This is a genomic window from Moorena sp. SIOASIH (assembly GCF_010671925.1).
GTDB lineage: Bacteria > Cyanobacteriota > Cyanobacteriia > Cyanobacteriales > Coleofasciculaceae > Moorena.
Genome location: NZ_JAAHIH010000001.1, coordinates 864,749 through 884,509 on the forward strand (window position 1 = coordinate 864,749; position 19,761 = coordinate 884,509).

At 44.7% G+C, this 19,761-nt stretch carries 14 protein-coding genes and 1 pseudogene; 11 read left to right on the top strand and 4 right to left on the bottom strand.

The genetic code is table 11. From position 1 onward, the window contains the following. Positions 1 to 195: 195 nt before the first annotated feature. The 5 genes from F6J90_RS03830 (at position 196) to F6J90_RS03850 (ending at position 6,853) form a co-directional block, all read left to right on the top strand. Positions 196 to 1,425, top strand: coding sequence for a class I SAM-dependent methyltransferase (locus F6J90_RS03830; RefSeq protein WP_293091161.1), 1,230 nt, complete (start codon positions 196 to 198; stop codon positions 1,423 to 1,425). Between the two features lie 133 nt (positions 1,426 to 1,558). After that, positions 1,559 to 2,431: a glycosyltransferase family A protein gene (locus F6J90_RS03835; protein WP_293091162.1), complete on the top strand. Its 873-nt coding sequence runs from the start codon at positions 1,559 to 1,561 to the stop codon at positions 2,429 to 2,431. A gap of 667 nt (positions 2,432 to 3,098) precedes the next feature. Continuing rightward, the gene (locus F6J90_RS03840) at positions 3,099 to 4,067 is read left to right on the top strand and encodes a glycosyltransferase family 2 protein (protein WP_293091163.1); all 969 of its coding nucleotides are present in this window, start codon (positions 3,099 to 3,101) and stop codon (positions 4,065 to 4,067) included. Positions 4,068 to 4,333: 266 nt separating this feature from the next. Next, the gene (lhgO, locus tag F6J90_RS03845) at positions 4,334 to 5,542 is read left to right on the top strand and encodes an L-2-hydroxyglutarate oxidase (RefSeq protein WP_293091164.1); all 1,209 of its coding nucleotides are present in this window, start codon (positions 4,334 to 4,336) and stop codon (positions 5,540 to 5,542) included. A gap of 123 nt (positions 5,543 to 5,665) precedes the next feature. Then, the gene (locus F6J90_RS03850; protein WP_293091165.1) at positions 5,666 to 6,853 is read left to right on the top strand and encodes a class I SAM-dependent methyltransferase; all 1,188 of its coding nucleotides are present in this window, start codon (positions 5,666 to 5,668) and stop codon (positions 6,851 to 6,853) included. A 302-nt stretch (positions 6,854 to 7,155) separates the two neighbouring features. Here the strand turns inward: F6J90_RS03850 and thiS are convergent, their stop codons facing one another. Together thiS and F6J90_RS03860 are read right to left on the bottom strand one after the other, a co-directional pair. Further along, positions 7,156 to 7,380, bottom strand: a complete 225-nt coding sequence (gene thiS, locus F6J90_RS03855; RefSeq protein WP_293091166.1) for a sulfur carrier protein ThiS — start codon at positions 7,378 to 7,380, stop codon at positions 7,156 to 7,158. Between the two features lie 86 nt (positions 7,381 to 7,466). Further along, entirely contained in the window at positions 7,467 to 8,549 is a 1,083-nt protein-coding gene (locus tag F6J90_RS03860) for a thiamine phosphate synthase (protein WP_293091167.1), read from the bottom strand. A gap of 205 nt (positions 8,550 to 8,754) precedes the next feature. Here F6J90_RS03860 and F6J90_RS03865 point away from each other — a divergent pair, with 205 nt between their 5' ends. Then, the gene (locus F6J90_RS03865) at positions 8,755 to 11,028 is read left to right on the top strand and encodes a DUF1565 domain-containing protein (protein ID WP_293091168.1); all 2,274 of its coding nucleotides are present in this window, start codon (positions 8,755 to 8,757) and stop codon (positions 11,026 to 11,028) included. A gap of 499 nt (positions 11,029 to 11,527) precedes the next feature. Here F6J90_RS03865 and F6J90_RS03875 read toward each other — a convergent pair. Both F6J90_RS03875 and F6J90_RS03880 read right to left on the bottom strand, forming a co-directional pair. Beyond that, positions 11,528 to 12,140, bottom strand: a pseudogene (locus F6J90_RS03875) (transposase); the annotation flags it as partial. Positions 12,141 to 12,393: 253 nt separating this feature from the next. Then, positions 12,394 to 13,005 carry an alpha/beta hydrolase gene (locus F6J90_RS03880; protein WP_293091846.1) on the bottom strand — a complete coding sequence of 204 codons (612 nt, stop codon included), beginning with the start codon at positions 13,003 to 13,005 and terminating at the stop codon, positions 12,394 to 12,396. A gap of 591 nt (positions 13,006 to 13,596) precedes the next feature. On the opposite strand from F6J90_RS03880, the gene iscB reads away from it, so the two are divergent. From iscB to F6J90_RS03905, 5 genes are all read left to right on the top strand, one after another. After that, positions 13,597 to 14,886, top strand: a complete 1,290-nt coding sequence (gene iscB / locus F6J90_RS03885; protein WP_293091169.1) for an RNA-guided endonuclease IscB — start codon at positions 13,597 to 13,599, stop codon at positions 14,884 to 14,886. 159 nt (positions 14,887 to 15,045) lie between these two features. Next, positions 15,046 to 16,104, top strand: a complete 1,059-nt coding sequence (locus tag F6J90_RS03890) for a sirohydrochlorin chelatase (RefSeq protein ID WP_293091170.1) — start codon at positions 15,046 to 15,048, stop codon at positions 16,102 to 16,104. A gap of 458 nt (positions 16,105 to 16,562) precedes the next feature. Continuing rightward, on the top strand, positions 16,563 to 16,799 hold the full coding sequence (gene sipA, locus F6J90_RS03895) for a regulatory protein SipA (RefSeq protein WP_293091171.1): 237 nt from the start codon (positions 16,563 to 16,565) through the stop codon (positions 16,797 to 16,799). A 344-nt stretch (positions 16,800 to 17,143) separates the two neighbouring features. After that, positions 17,144 to 18,235 (top strand): MraY family glycosyltransferase, encoded by a 1,092-nt coding sequence (locus F6J90_RS03900; RefSeq protein ID WP_293091172.1) that lies wholly within the window; start codon positions 17,144 to 17,146, stop codon positions 18,233 to 18,235. Between the two features lie 588 nt (positions 18,236 to 18,823). Next, on the top strand, positions 18,824 to 19,726 hold the full coding sequence (locus F6J90_RS03905; RefSeq protein ID WP_293091173.1) for a TetR family transcriptional regulator: 903 nt from the start codon (positions 18,824 to 18,826) through the stop codon (positions 19,724 to 19,726). Positions 19,727 to 19,761: the final 35 nt, after the last annotated feature.

Sequence of the window (19,761 nt, forward strand, 5' to 3'; positions counted from 1 at the left end):
AATGCGTTGCTAATTATAGGTTTTGATAACGTTGGTGTTGGCGATCGTAAGCTTGAATTATGCGATTGACCGTAGGTCACGCTACGCGAACGCAAAATAGTAAATACAAAAATTTTTTTTTATTGAGCTTACAGAATCGACTAGTATAGCCAGTCCTAATGACAGCACATTTAAATTATAAAACAGTTACTCAAAATGATACAACAATCATTGTCCAAAAATTTTGCTCACACACAACCGATTTCATTATCAGAACATATCTGTCCCAACTGTGGAAACCAAGGATTGTCCTTATTTTATGAAGTACACAACGTACCAGTTCACAGTTGCTTAATGATGTCAACCGAGGAAGAAGCTCTAGACTTCCCTTGCGGTGATGTGGTTTTGGGGTTTTGTGAAGATTGCGGTTTCATCACTAACGTGTCATTTGACCCTAGGTGGTCAGCTTACGCCCCCAATTATGAAGACCAACAGAGTTTTTCCCCAACCTTCAATCAGTTTGCCCTTGATCTAGCCAATCATCTGATCGACAAATACGACCTTCATGACAAAGACATTGTAGAAATTGGTTGTAGCAAAGGAGATTTCCTCTTGCTGCTGTGCGAATTAGGTAACAATCGCGGTGTTGGTATTGACCCGTCTGCTGTACTAGGACGAGTCCAGAGTAAAGCCGCTGACCGGGTTATCTTTATTCAAGACTATTACTCAGAGCGCTATGCTGAGTATGTGGGTGATTTTATCTGTTGTCGCCATACCCTAGAGCATATTTATCCTACCGCTGAGTTTATTAGTACCGTGCGCCGCTCCATTGGCGATCGCCTCAATACCGTTGTGGTCTTTGAGATACCAGATACCATACGAGTACTCAAAGACTTAGCCTTTGAAGACATTTACTACGAACACTGCTCCTATTTCACCCCTGGATCCCTAGCGCGATTATTCCGTGACTGTGGCTTTGAAGTGACTGACCTGTATCGAGCTTATGGTGAACAATATCTGTTAATTGAAACCCGACCTGTCACTATAGCATCTGACAAAGTACATCCTCTGGAAGAAAGTCTTGAGCAACTGACCCAGCATGTCAAACACTTCACCAACGAGATTAGTAAGAAGCTGGACAATTGGAAGCAGCACTTAGAGCAGATGCATGCTCAAGGCAAGCGTGTTGTAGTTTGGGGTTCGGGTTCCAAGTGTGTGGCTTTTCTAACCACTCTTGATACCACAGACAAAATTGAATACGTGGTAGACATTAATCCTCATCGTCATGGGAAATTTATCCCTGGCGTTGGTAAAGAAATTATGGCACCAGAGTTTTTGAAGGAATACAAACCCGATCAGGTGATTGTCATGAATTCCATATATTGTCATGAAATTCAGCAAATGTTGGATAGGATGGGAGTAACTACAGAGGTTATATCTCTATAAACATCAGTCATTAGTTATGAGGTAAGCATTCAGCCGTCAGCTATCAGCTGATAGCTGATAGCTGATAGCTGATAGCTGATAGCTGAATACTTACATACGTTAACCAAATCGGTTTATGTGAAAAAATGTTCAAATGATTGCTGATCAACCCCGCTTAAGCATTGGATTACCGGTCTACAACGGCGAAGAATTCCTCAGGGAAGCATTAGATTCAATTTTGACTCAGACCTTTGAAGATTTCGAGTTGATCATTTCAGATAACTGCTCGACTGACGCAACTGAGGAGATTTGCCGGGAGTATCAGGCTAAGGACAAACGCATTTATTACTACCGCAATCAAGACAATCTAGGTGCTGCCCCAAACTACAATCGTACCGTTGAGTTGGCTAGAGGTGAATACTTTAAGTGGGCAGCTGATGACGATGTTTGTGCCCCCTCTTTCTTAGCTCGCTGCCTAGAGGTGCTTGACAATGACCCGACGGTGATTTTGTCATACCCAAGAACAATATTCACCAAGCCTGATGGACAAAAGTGGTGGGAAGCGAAGTCGGTAGGGAACCTAGATTCAGAGAAACCCCATGAACGTTTTCAGGCAGCAATTTCGGATTTCTGGTGCTTGGAGGTTTTCGGACTGATCCGCACGGATGCCCTAAGAAAAACCTCATTGATTTCATCCTACTACGGTTCAGATCGGCTGTTGCTGACTCAACTAAGCCTGATCGGGCCCTTGAAAGAAATTCCTGAACCCCTCTTTTTCCGGCGCTGCCATTCAGACCAGTCAAGTCGGCTATCGGCTCAGGAGCGGGAGGTTTGGATCGATACCAAAGCCTCTATGGGACCGAAATTCCTGCGACCTCGGAATTCGATTGAATTTTTCAGGGCAGTATTTCAGGCTCCGTTGAACTGGCAGGAACGTATTCGCTGTTTAGGTGTACTTGGGAACTATGTTTTTTCTGCCCAGACTTGGAAAAAATTTTTCCATCAGAAAGCACCCAGTAAAGTTTAGCCGTCAGCGCTCAGCGCTCAGCGGTCAGCCGTTGGCCTTTGGCACATCAAGTAGCGTGCGCCGTTCGCGTAGCGTGCGCCCATGGGCAATGCGCATAAGCTGAATGCTTAAGTTTAGCAATAACCGAAGGGTTGGATGCTTGCAGGCAAAAGAGTGTTTGTTATTTGTCAATGTTTCTTTTTTGGTCGCCCCTTTAGGGCAAAATGGCAAATAGCCCAAGAATTTTTATGGTACAAAAAAGGTAAGCATATGCGCTACGCGCAGGCTACGCCAACAGCTATCAGCGTGTCGCGTATCAGCTATCAGTTATCAGTTATCAGTTATCAGCGTGTCGCGTATCAGCTATCAGCCAAAGGTCTTTGGCCACGGTACTTGAGGTGCTTTTGAATAAAATAAGCTGACGGCTGACGGCTGACAGCTGAATGCTTACAAAAAAAGTATGGGAAGTGAATAGGCTTACCCAAAATTTTTGAGGATTAATTAATTGTAAGCGTGTTGATAGCGCTTCTCCAATCAGTGAAACACCAATCAGTTGTAGGGGCGCAAATCTTGCGACCGAAAGGTTTGCGCGCAATTAGTTGTGGTCGGCAGGGGGACTTCTGATGCTTGCGGAGCTGGAGAGAAGTACCTAGATTACTATCCTGATATCAAGAGAGGTAAAAAAATAATGCCCAAGTCTTCTCCCCTAGTCAGTATTGGCATGCATGTTTATAATGGTGCGAATTTTATTAAAGATGCTATAGAGGGAATTTTATCTCAGACATTTGAGGATTTTGAACTAATCATCTCAAATAATGCATCCACGGATAACACTGAGGAAATTTGTCGGGCATACGCTGCTCAAGACCAGCGGATCCATTACTACCGGAATCAAAAAAATCTTGGTGGTGCCTACAATTACAATCGTGTTTTTGAATTGTCTAGAGGTGAGTATTTTAAGTGGGCAGCTCATGATGATGCTTGTGCACCAGACTATCTAGAGCGCTGCATTGAGGTGCTTAATCGGATGCCTTCAGTGGTTTTATGTTATCCTCGGACACTTATCATTGATACACAAGCAAAACCGATCAATCAGAATTATTCTGATGACCTGAATCTTAATTCCCCAAAACCCGATGAACGCTATCAACGCTTTCTTGATGTTTTATTTCATATTCCTGGTGGACGGGATAAAATTAGCCCAATTTTTGGATTGATTCGGAAGAGTACTCTGAGTCAGACACCACTAATCGGATCTTACTTTGGTTCGGATTTAGTTCTGATCGGAGAGTTGGCTCTATTAGGTCAATTTTATGAAGTTCCTGAGTATCTTTTCTGGCGCAGATTTCATAATAAAAGGGCTATGGAAGCCAATCCTACTAATAGTAAACGAACAGCTTGGTATGACCCAGCTAAGATAGACAAGATTGTTTTCCCAGTATGGCGGCTTTTCCTAGAGTTTATCGCTTCTATTAATCGGGTTAAACTGAGCTGGGATGAAAGACTATATTGCTACATACAAATGACAAAATGGTTGTTATTATGGGGCTGGCTCAGGATGGCAAAAAATTTGATATTAGCAACTGCACAAGCTCTGAATATCACTGATAAAGACTTTTTAAGAAAATTTTTTTTAACCAATAAAATTAGTGTATAGCAGTTATCAATTGGCTGAGGTACCTTGTCCTGGGTTTTAGGGAGTAGGGAGTAGGGAGTAGGGAGTAGGGAGTAGAGAGTAGGGAGTAGGGAGTAGCGGTAATAAAATTGAATGTACTTCATAAGTAAGTATGATAAACGGTATATTTACCCTTATTATCCCTTTCTAAGGGAGGCGGTTAACTTTTAAACTTAAACCTTCAACCTTAAACCTTAAACCTTCAACTTTAAAAATTAACCTTAATAGTTTTAGTAAGAAAAATCAACATGTACGACTTGGCGATTATTGGAGGAGGAATCATTGGCTTATCCACAGCCATGGCATTGGGTCAACGTTATCCAGATGCCAAAATTCTGGTACTGGAAAAAGAGAGCAGTTGGGCTGATCACCAAACTGGCAATAACAGTGGTGTGATTCATTCTGGAATCTACTACAAACCAGGGAGTTTCAAGGCTAGGTTTTGTTACGAAGGAAACCGCTCGATGGTGGCATTCTGCCAAAAGCATGGCATTGATTATGAAGTCTGCGGCAAAGTGATTGTAGCAACTGAACCAGAAGAACTACCATTGCTGGATAGTCTTTACCAAAGGGGTTTGGAAAATGGTATAGAGATTGCCAAGATTACTGGTGAAGAGGTTAAGGAAATTGAACCCCATGTGCGCTGTTTAGCTGGAATTCGGGTTTATTCGACTGGGATAGTAAACTACAAGCAGGTCTGTGAAAAATACGTTGAACTGGTTTGTGTCCAGGGAGGGGATTTACGTCTCAATACTAAGGTTGAAAAGATCCTGGAAACTGGGGATGGTTTAGTACTGGAAACCAACAATGGTGACTATCCCACTCGCTTTGTGATCAACTGTGCTGGACTACATAGCGATCGCATTGCTAAGTTGGGTGATGCTGAGCCTCCAGCTAAAATCGTTCCTTTCCGGGGTGAGTACTATGAACTCAAGCCAGAGAAACGCTACCTAGTCAAGCACCTAATTTATCCAGTTCCTAATCCGAATTTTCCTTTCCTAGGGGTTCATTTCACCCGCATGATTGATGGCAGTGTCCATGCTGGACCCAATGCTGTACTCAGTTTCAAGCGGGAAGGCTATCGAAAGACTGATTTTGACTTGCGAGATTTTGTGGAAGTCATGACCTATCCCGGTTTCTGGAAACTAGCTGTCAAACATGGAGACGCAGGGATTCAGGAAATCATCCGCTCCTTCAGTAAAGCTGCGTTTGTTAAGAGTTTGCAACGGCTGATTCCTGAAATCCAAGCAGATGACTTAGTTCCCACCCATGCTGGGGTCAGAGCTCAAGCCTTGAAAAATGATGGCAAGCTGGTGGATGATTTTTTAATTGTCAATGGTCCATTAGCAATGCATGTGTGTAACGCTCCCTCTCCTGGTGCTACGGCTTCTTTGGAGATTGGTAATGCGATCGCTAGTGAAATCCCGACACTGAAAACTCTCGAAAGGGTGATCTGACCCAAGTTTAGTTCAAAGGTATCGCCATTGGCAATTAAGAGTGGCAATTAATAGGGGCAAGATACTCGAATCTATAGCTGGCTTTGCTTTCCCTGTACTAGTCTAATGGAGTTAAAACTTGAAATGAACACGTTATCTAACCACCACTGTCCTGTATGTGCCTCTGCCGATTTAGATGTGTTTTTTGAGATGTTGGCGGTGCCAGTTTACTGTAATCTCCTGTGGCGATCGCGTCAAACTGCTCAAAACTGTCCCAAGGGAGATATCAAACTAGGGTTCTGTCCTAGCTGTGGTTTTATTAGCAACCTAGCCTTTGACTCTACTAAATTGGGTTATTCCCAGGACTATGAAAACTCCTTACACTACTCTGCCCGATTTCAGGACTATGCCCAATCCCTTGCCGCTGGATTGGTTAAGCGCCACAATCTCTACAATAAAAACATTATTGAAATTGGTTGTGGCAAAGGGGATTTTCTTATAAGCCTGTGTGAACTAGGTAATAACCGAGGAGTAGGTTTTGACCCCAGCTATGTTCCTAGGTCAGAGCATCAACAACTCCAGACTCAAGTCAAGTTTGTTCAAGATTTCTATTCACAGGTCTACCAAGAGTATCAAGCGGATCTAATTTGTTGTCGGCACACCCTAGAGCACATTTCCAATCCCGCAGATTTGCTCAAGCCACTGCGACAGGCCATCGGTTCTCGCCTTAATACCGTTGTTTTCTTTGAAGTCCCCAACGCCTTAGATACCTTTCGCAATCTAGCGGTGTGGGACATTATCTATGAACACTGCTGCTATTTCGCCCCCTCTTCTCTAGGGCAAGCTTTTGCCAATGCTGGGTTTCAAGTTAGTGAAATCAAGGAGGCGTTTGGTGGTCAGTTCCTGTGCCTGGAAGCAAAGCCAGTCCATGGGGAAATCCCCAACACCTATGGAAAACCGGATGAAATCGAGGTATTGACTCAGGATATTGCCAGCTTTACCGCTAGGTTTCAGGAGAAGTTAGAAAGCTGGCAGCACAAACTGACAACCATCGCTCAAACTGGGAAAAAAGCTGTAGCATGGGGTGCTGGCTCAAAAGGGGTTACTTTTTTGAATCTGCTCAAGTGCCAAGATGTGATTGATTACATCGTAGATCTCAATCCCCGCAAACAGGGGAAGTACGTTGCTGGAACGGGACAGGAAATTGTTCCACCAGAATTTCTCCAGGATTACCAACCTGATCTGGTTATTGTGATGAACCCTATCTATGAAGAGGAGATTAGACAGTTATGCAAAAATCTAGGTTTAACTCCTGAGTTAATATGTGTTTGACTGTTTTTGACCGTTAGCTTTGGTGATATCACGTCCGGTTAAATACCCATCATCAAGAAGATTGATGGAAAGATTTTCAAATGTAAGCATTCAGCCGTCAGCTGTCAGCCGTGAGCTAAAAGCTCACGCTACTTGAGGTGCTTAAAATAAACCTCGAATGGGAGAATTTAATAGTTCGAGCGGGAAAAGCCCATCAAAGCATATGCGCTATGCCCATAAGCTGATAGCTGATAGCTGATACGCGACACGCTGATAGCTGATACCATTAGGCTGAATGCTTACTGTCAAATGGCTCCGAGAATTCAACCGCCGCCAACAATCGTGACAATTTCGAGCTGGTCTCCCTCCTGAATTTGAGTCTGGTTCCAAAACTGCCGATGGAGAATTTCACCATTATATTCTACTGCCACCAGGCGCGGATTTAAGCCTAGCTGTTCTAATAGCTGGGGTAGTTTAGTGTCACAAGAGCAGGTACGGGATTCACCATTAACTTCAAGGGTAATTTGAGTTGTGTTGTTAGAAATCATCAATGAATATTCACCACCAAGCTGTTAAAAATTAGTCACCATTACTAAATACCTAACACCTCTAACTATTATCAAGTTTTATGACATTAGGGTTTAGGAACCCCAGCTTCAAGAGATCGAAGAGTGTGCTCTCGTTTAAGCTGGGACAGAAAATATTGAGTCACTAGAGTTGGTTGTTCCGCCTCCATGATTCCCCGGACAACCGCCACTCGTTGAGCTCCGGCATCCAAGACATAGTTTAAATTGTTTGGATCAATTCCCCCAATTGCAAACCATGGAATTGTAGCATGCTCTTTAGCATACTTGACATAATCCAAACCAGCAGCTGGCTTACTCGGTTTAGTAGGGGTTTCATAGACCGGTCCAACACCAATATAATCTGCTCCTTCAGCAATTGCCCGGTGTAGTTCATCAGGGTTAGTAGTCGAGCAACCAATGATACGCTGGGAGCCGAGTAGCTGCCGTGCTAAGGAAATTGGTACATCTTGTTGTCCGATATGAACCCCATCAGCCTCCACTGCCAGAGCTAAATCTACCCGGTCATTCATAATAAACAAAGCACCGTAGTGATGGCACAGCTGGCACAGTTTCTGAGCATCAGCCAGTTTGTCCCCATCATCTGCTTGTTTTTCCCGGTACTGTACCAAAGTTAGTCCACCTTGGAGGGCAGCCTCTACTTTGGCAAACCACTGGTCTGACAAGGATGTAATCAAGTAGAGATGCGATCGCTCTAGCAACTGATGACGCTGATATCCCAGTAAATTGCTTTCCAGGCTGTAAACCCGATAGCGCATCTGCTTAAAGGCGATACCCATCTGAGCATCGTATAGCTTACCATATTCTTCCAACACCCGTAGTGCTTCTTGCACCCGACACAAATTAGCCTGTAAAAGCTGCTGAATGCTCGAACGTCGTTCTTCCTGGGGATGAGTTAGTCCAGTCCCTGGATCACCTGAGGTATCTCGGAAGATCCTGATTTCTGAGCTGTGCCAACGGGCTAATTCCTGGCGCATTTCCTTGCACTCCCCAGCCATCTGGGCGCTGTTGAGACCAAAGCGGCACCACTCCTCAATAATTCGCAAGCCTTCTCTAGCTCGGTCTAAATTTGCATCCAAAATTCGGCAAATCGCCGATTTTTGACCCATAATGCCGCTGTGTTGGTCATCCATTACTAACTACTCCATTATTATCTATCCTAACAGTGGATGGAAAGCTTGTTTCTGTGGTCAGTAACCTTTAGCAACGGACACATTTCAAGTGATAAATGATTACAAATAGATTACAAATATCCTAGTTTATGGATACGATCAAGCTTGACATTCAACTCAACTGTTATGTCAAATTCCATGAACATTGGACTAAAGGAGAACAGCCATGAGTTTGATCAGAATTAACACCATAGAATTAACTATTTCCAATCCCGTAGCGTGGCCCAAGGCCAATCCCGTAGCGTGGCAAAAGGCCAATCATTCCCACTGCCATCACCAACATCACCAACATCAGCCTAGACCCTTTGATCTTGGGTTACCAGTGACAACGATTTTGCTGGGATTGACCTTTAGCGTCTTCAGCCAAGCTATCCCTTCAAGAATGGTGCCACTAGGATTAGGAGGAACCACAGCTTTAGCCCAATCAACTCAGGATGATAGGGGAAGGAACCTGGATCGTACCATAGAAAGAAAATTTTTGTTTGTAAACCCAGTTACCGGAAACGACAGTAGTGGTAATGGCACCCAGGATTCACCGTTGAAAACTATCACTCAGGCGCTACAAGCTGCCCAGCCCAATACTGTGATTGTACTCTCTAGGGGTATCTACAGCAGTGACATGGGTGAAACCTTCCCCCTACTTCTGAAACCCGGTATCAAGCTACAGGGCAATCCCCGCACTAGAGGTCACGATGTGGTGATTCGCGGCGGTGGTACCTTTGTTAGTGCCACGGCTGCTAGTCACGATGTCCTAATCGTAGGTGCTGACCAAACAATTATTTCTGGCGTAACCCTTAACAATACTAATCCAGAAGGTTATGGTTTGTGGCTGGAAGTCGGTTCGGTTTTAGTGGAAGACAATACCTTAACTGGGAATAGCAAAAGCGGGATTGCTGTGGAGGGAAATAGTACACCAACAATTCGCAGTAACTACTTCTACAAAAATAAAGGCAATGGCCTCAGCATTTACGGAACCTCAAACACTCAAGTGGATGACAATGTATTTGAAAATAATGACTTAGGAATTCTGATTGCCGAAAACGTTGCACCCCATATCGTTAATAATCGCATCACTGGCAATAGAAATGGGGTAGTGGTTGAAACCAATGCTCAACCATTTTTCCAGAATAACCTCATTGAAAATTCCCAACTGGATGGATTAGTCCTCAAGGTGGGAGCTAATCCGGATTGGGGAAATTCACCAGAATCAACAAACAATACATTAAACAATAAATTAAACAATATATTTCGAGGGAATGGGCGGTTTGATATTAACAATCAGGACTCTGAGCCTACTGTGATCGCTTTTGGTAATCAGCTAGAAGAGGAAACTAACAGTGAGGTTAATTCAGGGGAAACTGAAAACGATATCATTCAAGAGTCGGAGGTTGAAACACCAGCTGTTAGTAAACCAGCTGTTAGTAAACCAGCTGTTAGTAAACCAGCTAGTGCTCCTGATGCTTCTGACAACCAAGCCGTTGTCATGGCAGAAAACTCTAATCACTCACAGAAGACTAAGCCTAATTCTCAGGAGAATCCAACCACCCCCAGCCAAGTCGTTCCATCCCAACCACCTGCCGAGAAGGAACCTACAAAGGAACCTACATCTGCTCAGGTCTCAGCAGCTTCATTTCCCGTTCCATCGAGTTTGGAGTCTCAGCCATCTACCTCGACTGATAACATCGGCAAAGACGCAGCACTAAATAATTCTGCCAGTACTGAATCTTCTAGACCAGCAGCAAGATCCCAAACTCAGAGTCAGGAAACCTCTGAAACCCAACAGCCTTCTGATCCTAGGACTCAACGTTCACATTCTGAACCCCTGACACCCCTAACTCTGAAAGTTATTCAAAACCAGGAGCAGTCCTCTTTTGAGGAACCAACATCTCCACCCAAACCAGGAGAGGATTCTAGCAGTTTTGCTCCGGCTTCACCGTCACAGGAAGTGATTGATGCGTCAAGTGACAGCTCAAAACCAACACCGGAAGCACCCTCGACTGAGGACGTTGACGTTATGGTGTCAATGTCTAGTCAGATCAGTACACCGGTTAATCAAAATACTAGTAATCAAAATACTAGTAATCAAAATACTAGTAATCAAAATACTAGTAATCAAAATACTAGTGCTAGCTCTAATTCAGGTAGCTCAATTCCAGTGTTTTCTACAACTACCCAATCAAACTGGCAACAAAGGGTACCTCCAGGGAATAATCCTACTTCAGCTCTACCCAGTCGGGGTTACCGGATTTTGGTAAATGCTGAGAGTGAGCAGCAACAAGATTTAATGCGATCGCTAATTCCCGATTCTTTCCTGACCTCCTTTGAAGGAAGAACTGTGATGCAAGCGGGATTGTTCACAACCCTGGAAAATATTGATCGGGTTCTGAAATTACTCAGTAGTTATGGTTTGAGCACCACTATTGTGCCTCTGAATTACTGATCAGACCAAGGCACAGGGAATGGGGAAGCTTTAACAGCAAGGGTTTGAGCGACTACAAGGGCTGGCAACTGTTAAGGATTTTCTCCAAGAATGTTGCACTATCTCCAAAGATGTGTTAGACTTTAAACATAGATTCAGTTTCATTAGAGATACTTTGCGACTTACATTAAAGCCGAAAACCAAGGGTTTAAGGGTTGCGTTTTTTGTCAATAGTGGAATCAAATTTATGCGCTAAGCCGGGCATAGTCCGGGTAATGCCTTGGGAGATACCCCCTGGCTGGCAAAATCCAGCTTGCATTAGTGAGCCTTAATCTGATTTGTAGATTTTGGTAGCTAAAAAGTATCGGAACTTAACACAGTTCATTGAATTTATCTGCACTTACTCTTGCCAAATTTCTGCCATCGTCAGCACAAAACCAGGTAAAACCGATTCACCACTAACCCTGGTAGGATTGTCTAGCTGCTCAACTAATGCACCAGGGCGTTGACACTCCCCGGTCTAAAGACACGGGGATTCTTTGTTCGCAGACTCGACTTGCTCAACCAGGCCGGAACCAGGAAAAGTAGAGGTCAAATCTCCCAAAGCGTTTGGATTTAAGATCCAGGTTCCGACGTGCCCCGCCGTACCCAAGGCTTGTTTAAGGATGTTGTTCGCGTAGCGTCGGCTTCGCCGAATCGCGGCGTTATGATCTCTATCCAATTGACATCCACACTTACAGGCGTGAGTTCTAGTTGATAGGGATTTTTTAACAACTTCGCCACAATTAGAGCAATTTTGGCTTGTATAGGCAGGATTAACTGCAATAGTTATCTTGCCAAACTTGGTGCCAAAGTGCTCCATCCATTTCCTAAATTGATACCAACCTGCATCGTTAATAGACTTAGCAAGACAATGGTTCTTTGCCAGATTCTTGACTCTCAAATCTTGCCTTACGGCACGCTTCGCGAACGTAAGCGATCAAGTCGTTAGACCGAACTACGCAACGCGCCAGTCTCTTGGCGTGTTCTATGCGCTTCGCGCAGGCTACGCCAACACGTTGCCTACTTATTTTGAGATGTTGTCTCCCTAATCTATTAACCGCTTTCTTGCGAATTGATGTTTTTTGCCTTTTGCCTTGAACTCCAAAATGATCATCAGTTTCGACCTCAACTGCTCTCTATTTTATTCTACAACACTCAAACTAAAATTCCTGATTTCCCTAAAATATTTTTCTCACGGCGGCTTTAGCCGCTGTGAGCCTTCATCCTCGGTCTAAAGACACGATGTTTTCGGCTTTTTGGATTTTTATAATGTTTTTTATAATGTTATTTCTATTTTAAAGGTATTCCAGAGAAGTTAGTATATTGACCATCTCTCTCTGTTAATTATCTATTTAAGAAAATAAATTCCCGGAGCAATTCTAAAAGCTCTAATGAAATCTCATGACCCATATCTAATTCTCTGTACTGCACTGCTGCTCCCAAGTTGAGCAAATAATCTCGTAAGCGGTGAGCAGCACTTAAAGGAACAACCGTATCTTGTCTACCATGCACAATTAAAATGGACGGCAACGATGAATCAACCTTTTGAGGGGTTCGATGCATATAGCCACTCAAGGAGGCTAAACCTGCCAGGGGTAAGGTTAACCCTACATCCAGAGCCATTGCCCCACCTTGAGAAAAGCCACACAAAATCGTCGAAGATAGGGGAATACCTGTAAAACCTTGGAGAGAATTGAGCCAGTAGGTCAAGCGCTCTTCGCTTTCTTCTAATCCCCGATAGTCGTCTCTTGCCAAGTCGTACCACATTCTGCCACCATTTACCTGAGGGTGACTAAAAGGAGCATCGGGAATCAAAAATTGGGTATTGGGCAAGTTTAACGATGGCACTAGAGATGCCACAGCTTGAGCATTAGCACCCCAACCGTGTAACGCTACGACCAATCGTGCTGGTCGTTGACCGTTTGCTGGTGGAATTGAAATCGCTTCGAGAGACAGGCCTCTTACTCCTGAAGAACACAAGTGATCAGCATTCCAGATAGATGGGCTGAACTAGCGCACATTGAAGCTCTCCCCTAGGGAGTAGGTTTGAGGACTTAATCGGGGCTGCAACGCCACATCAGCCGAATAGCTAACTTACTTTATGGCGCGCTTTTCTGGTTTCAGCCCAAGATATCTGTTAATTTGAGAATGCTATCACCAATCCGCTACATTTGTAAAGCTGTCGTGCTTTAGGATAATGTGGCGATCGCTATCAATAGTAATGGCTCCCTCATTCTTGAACTTGGTGACCAATTACTAAACCTCAGCAAACCTGATCAAATCGGGTTTTCCCTGAGTTTTCAGATTGGTCAAGCTCACCTCTGTTGGTGCGCTTTCACGCTTGTCGGGAAACCCGACCGGGGTCGCACCGCAAATGGTAAACGCTATCAAGGTCACGATACCCTGGGGTGCTCGCCAGCTCCAGGCTCTATCGCTTCTGATTAAACAGGTGATGAGTTAATTTAGTGAAGCCAGTGTCAGAAGCCTAACAAGCTTTGATAGCCGAGCGAGGCACACTTTACCCTCAACGGGAGTAAACACAAAACCATGTGTAATTACGTCTTTGTTTTAGATGCAAGCCATAAACCCCTCAACCCCTGCCGTCCCGTTACCGCCAGGAAGCTGTTGACGGCTGGGAAGGCGGCTGTATATCGCCGTTACCCTTTCACAATCATCTTGAAAAAGCAGGTAGACGGCTCAGCTAAACCGATGTCCCTCAAGATCGATCCTGGCTCCAAGATTACTGGTCTAGCTGTTGTGTACAGTAATCAGGTGGTGTGGTCTGCTGAAATCGAACATCGTGGCTCCAAAATCAAATCAGCTCTCGACTATCGTCGAGGGGTTCGCCGTTCCCGTAGAAAGAGGAAATGCCGTTACCGAAAGCCACGTTTCAACAACCGGAAACGCCCAGAAGGTTGGTTGGCTCCGAGCCTACAACACAGAGTGGCAACCACTATGACCTGGGTGCTGAGATTGATGAAACTCACCGCCATTGGTTCGATATCCCAGGAGCTAGTCCGCTTTGATACCCAAAAGCTCCAAAATCCGGAAATATCTGGCATAGAGTATCAACAGGGGGAGCTGATGGGCTATGAAGTGCGGGAGTACTTGTATCAGAAATGGGGTCGCCAATGTGTCTACTGTGGGGCGAAGTCTGTCAAGCTAGAGGTGGAACACATAATCCCAAAATCCAAGGGGGGAACGAATCGTGTCAATAACCTCACCCTAGCCTGCCATCGGTGTAATCAGGCCAAAGGAAATCTTGATGCTCGGGATTTTTTATCGGGGAAACCCCATGTCCTAAAGCGGATTTTAGGTAGAGCAAAGCAACCACTATTAGATGCGGCGGCGGTCAACTCCACCCGTTGGCAACTTTACCTTTGCTTGAAAGAAACTGGATTGTCCGTAGCAGTAGGAACTGGTGCCAGAACCAAGTACAACCGTATCAAGCTGGGATTACCCAAGGGTCATTGGGTGGATGCCGCCTGTGTCGGGGAAGTGGCCACATTGAAGATTGTAACCAGACAGCCTCTTTTAATCAAAGCGATGGGTCACGGTTGTCGTCAGGTAATACAGATGGACAAATACGGCTTTCCTCGCAAAGGGTACAAACCCAAGCATCCTGTGAAGGGATGGAAAACCGGGGATATCGTTAATGTGGTAGCTGGGAAGAATGCTGGATTAAAAGGGGTTCGCATCAAGACCGTCAGAGCCAAAGGAAATTTTGATCTAATCGGGGCTGATCACGGTGTCTCCAAGAAGGTCAACAGCGCATCTCGCAACTACATTCAATGTGTCCATCGTCAGGATGGGTATTATTATAGTTTTGCTAAATGATAAGTAACTTTGATGAGCTTTTTTGTAGGAGGAGCAAGATCGATGTTACCTCTGAGTCATTGTCCTTAACCTGCCTACCACTAAATTGCCCCTTAATTACTTTAATAAGTATGTCAGTATGACGTAGAAGTATGAGCTATGAATGATCAAGGATGAAGTATGAAGATCGATGTCACAGATGAGTCATTGTCCCTATCTCCCCTACCGCTAAAACGCCCTTTATTAATGGTTGGTCACGGCACTAGAGACCCCGATGGGCGTCAGACTTTCCTTGATTTTGCCCAGACCTATCAAACCTTGAACCATTCTCGACCAGTAGTACCTTGTTTTTTAGAACTGACTGGTCCAACTATTCAACAGGGAGTAGAGAGTTGTGTCCAGCAGGGTTATACAGAACTCACTGTATTACCGATTTTACTGTTTGCAGCTCGCCACAATAAATTTGATGTTACTAACGAGTTAGACCGGGCCAGGGCAAAATATCCCCAAGTCAAGTTTCACTACGGGCGTCATTTTGGAATTACTACGGGAATTCTGGATTTATGGCGGCAACGGCTTGCCAAACTTGACCAACCCCAAGCAGAGTTACCCGTTAGCCAATTGAAGGGTCAAGCTTCCAATCTAGAACCTTCCACAAAACAACCTTTACCCTTAAGAAAAGACACAGTACTTCTATTTGTTGGTCGTGGGTCGAGTGACCCTGATGCTAATGGTGATGTCTACAAAATGGCTCGCATGCTCTGGGAAGGCAGTGGCTATAAAACTGTGGAAACCTGCTTTATTGGCATTACCCATCCTCGGTTAGAAGAAGGGTTCCGTCGCGCCCGACTCTACCAACCTAAGCATATTATAGTACTTCCTTACTTCCTATTTACCGGGGCTTTAGTAAAAAAGATTTTTGAGATCACAGCTCAGCAGCAGAAACTTTATCCAGAGGTTCCCTTGACCTGTTTACCAGAAATGGGGATTCAACCTCAGCTGCTATCTGTGCTCAGGGACCGAGAAATCGAGGCTCAGTTAGGGCAAGTGCAGATGAATTGTGAGATGTGTAAGTTCCGGCTAGCAGCGATTGATAATGGTGCTGACAACGGACACTCCCACCACCATCACCACGGGCATGACCATCACCACCACCACTCTCACCAGCATAATCACAATACCCCAGATCCCTATCAAGATTTGGAAAAATACCACCAGCGTATTTGGCAAGCACCCTAGGGTTGGCCCCTTGAAGGTTAACAGGTTGAAGGTTAACAGGTTGGCCGGTTGAAGGTTGGCCGGTTGAAGGTTGGCCGGTTGAAGGTTGGAGGTTAACAGGTTGAAGGTTAACAGGTTGAAGGTTAATCCAGACAACTTCCAACCTATACTACAAGGGACGCCTGGGCAAGAACAACATTCAACCAAATAACATTCAACCAAACAACCTTCAACCTCCAACCCCATAACCTTCAACCTTCAACCCCATAACCTTCAACCTTCAACCCCATAACCTTCAACCTTCAACCCCATAACCTTCAACCCCATAACCTTCAACCTTCAACCCCATAACCTTCAACCCCATAACCTTCAACCTTCAACCCCATAACCTTCAACCTTCAACCCCATAACCTTCAACCTTCAACCCCATAACCTTCAACCCCATAACCTTCAACCCCATAACCTTTTTTGACTGACCAATGTCTAAAGACTTTAACGTTGGCGATCGCGTAAGAGTAATTACATTACCACGCTACGTCAAAACTGCTGAACCAATGCCCATGCTGCGACCTCCTGATGTGATTAAAGTTGGGGAAGAGGGAGTAATCCTCGACCGACGTCCAGGAGGATACTGGGGTGTTCGCTTTTCTAGAGGAGCATTTCTGATCGATAGTCAGTACATTGAGTTAGTTCAGGAGGAAAATCCAAAGCCCTAACCCCTAATCCCGTAAGCATTCAGCTATCAGCGGTCAGCCGTCAGCTAATCAACAGTCGGTAGTAAAAAAGTTGGGGGGTGCTGGTACGGCTGGTTGAAAATCCATGCTCGTTTTTCTGTACCCACCCCGTGCAGTTAAAGCGCCTGCTAACACCTCAAGTAGCCTGCGCGCAGGGCATTAGCACCTCAAGTAGCACCTCAAGTAGCGCATTAACTGACGGCTGAATGGTTACCATTACCCTAAGTGCTAATCGCTTTTTCCTGCTGATGTGCTTCTACCCATGTACCTTATTTACAAGATGAGCTTAATATTATCCATAGCGATTACAATTTTGCAGTGTGGACGTGACTTGGGAGATAGATGTGTACAGCTTCCTAGAGTCCCTCGGAATTGCCAACCCTAGGGGAAGTGGCTGGCTGGCAGTCATATTAACTTTCGGATTGGCATGGGCAGTGACTAGATGCTTGATGCCAACTTTACGCTCATTTGCCTTGGAGGTTGGTTGGGCTGACCAACCCAATGCTCGGCGGCTGAACCAAGAACCCTTACCTAATGCAGGAGGCTTAGCTATCTATACCGGAGTGGTAGCTGCACTGGTACTAGCTACCCTCCTGAGACCGATTGTCATCGAAGGGGTGTTAGCTCAAGTTCTGACTATTCTCCTGGGGGGCTCGGTTCTGGTACTGGTAGGCTTTATTGATGATCAATTTGGTTTGCCTGCCTATGTACGCTTGTCGGTTCAAATTATTGCTGCCCTGTTGTTAGTGGCTAGTGGTGCAGGGATTAAAGCCACCTTTGGGACTCCGATTGATGTCCAACTCTCCATGTTACTTACGGTTCTATGGGTTGTGGGTATTACTAATGCCATTAACCTTATGGATGGGATGGATGGTTTAGCAGCAGGTGTCAGCTTTATTACTGCTATGAGCCTGTTAGCGGTTTCCGCTCAGTTTCCCAGTCGTGCGGCAGCAACGTTGCTTCTGGCAGCCCTAGGGGGATCAGCTCTTGGCTTTTTGCGCCATAACTTCCATCCTTCCCACATTATTATGGGAGATGCAGGTGCGTACTTTTTCGGCTATGTACTAGCTGCCAGCAGCATTTTAGGGTCTTTGAAAGTGACTACGGTATTTGCCCTAGTCCCCCCAGTAGTATTTTTGCTATTGCCAGTCCTAGATACTACTCAGGTATTTGTGCGACGGTTGATGAATGGTAAAAACCCTCTAACTACCCCAGGTAAAGACCACCTACATCACCGCTTGCTAGCCTTTGGTTTCTCCCAGCGCTATGTTGCCCTTATCCTTTGGGGCATTGCCTTAGTGTCTAACTGGTTAGCGATGAAACTGCAAGGTATGACTCCTACGGTGATCTATGCCACCACAGGGGGTATCATTTTGCTGTTAGGCATTACTGTTTTGCAAAGAATTAGAGCAAAATAAAGCGTTCCCCAATTGTGGAATGATTAAAGGTAATCGGTAATTGGTAATGGGTCATGGGTAATTTGTAACTGACCCAACTCTACTTGATATCCCAAACGATAGTCAGCAATGCCCTGGTCAGTGCTGGTAAGGGCAGCATGTGCGTAGGGCCTAAGCTGAGGACTCTTGCTCTGGCCTTGAAATATTAAGATATATTAAATTGACATATTAATTGACATATTCTAAGAGACCCCTGCTAAAATTAGTTGGTGGGTCAAACCCCACATACCAGAATTGGTATTCAATGCTATAATGTCGAACCTATCTTCTGATCTCGATTTAATCACCTGCTTTGAGGCGATTTGCTAGCAACAAAGCCGCCCTCTTCAGTAAGCAGCAAGACTACCGCAATTGAACAATCCCTATCGTAAAGCTTGAGTCAGGCTCCATTTGTTGGAGATTCAAGCTCCATCTCTTGATGCAAAGCGTGAGTAGGGGTTTATCCCAAGACCGCTTAGGTGCGCTTTCCGTGATGGCGAGCAATCCCTCGCCATCACGGGTCGCACCTCTGCATCCCTTTACCCAATTTCTTGCTTGCAGCGGTTAAAGATGACCAATTATCACTTAATCAATATCTTACTACCAGCTGTAGTTATCTCCAGCACTATATTTTCCAGTTTGACCTTACCGTTTGTTTTCAACAAATCAAAACCCATCGAAGTTGGAATCAAACCGTTTTTCAGCCTCGAACTTAAACCCATCTTCCATGAAGACCATAAGGATTTGGCAATTCCTTATCTTGGCTCTGCCATCCTAGTGAGTGTGTTAAGTGGCCTTCTCACTGTTGAAGTGGGAAGGCAATGGCAAAAATACCAAGCATCAGTCACAGAAAAAAAGAGACAACTCCTCCAGGACATCAAATCCCTCAACCAAGGCGAATCGGAACCAGAGGATCAACCAGATGTTCCAGAATACCAACCGGATGTTTCAGCAATAGCTCTTACCCAGACCGATGATTGGGTCAGGTATCGAGGACTAACTCCTCCTAACACTCAATCGTTTGCTGTTCAACAACCCCATGGTGTTGTTGATAGCAATAATGTTATTGAGTTTAAACGGAATAGAGTAGCTAAAACTAGAGAGATGGCTGTAAATGCCAACCAACTCAAGTTTTACCCTGAATCCCAAAACAATAATTCAGTTCAACTCGGAGCTTCCCCTGTTCCTGCTCTTGCTCTCCTTCAGGATTTGGAATTATCCTCCAGTCATATTATTAAATCCCGTCAGGATTACCAAATCTGCTGGATTAACGTACCTCATTTAAGCAGACGCTTATTAGCCATTAAGGTTGATGGTCAATACTACAGTTTTTTACGATTAGAAAAAACTCAAGAAAAACTTATCAGTATCTTGTCTAAGGTAGCTGATCACCTGGATAAAATAGTAATTACTCATATCGATAAAGGTTATGTAATTTGGAATTGGGAACCGGAGGTATTATCTAATAATTAATCCCTGATTATTTTAAAATTAAAACTGTTGGGCAA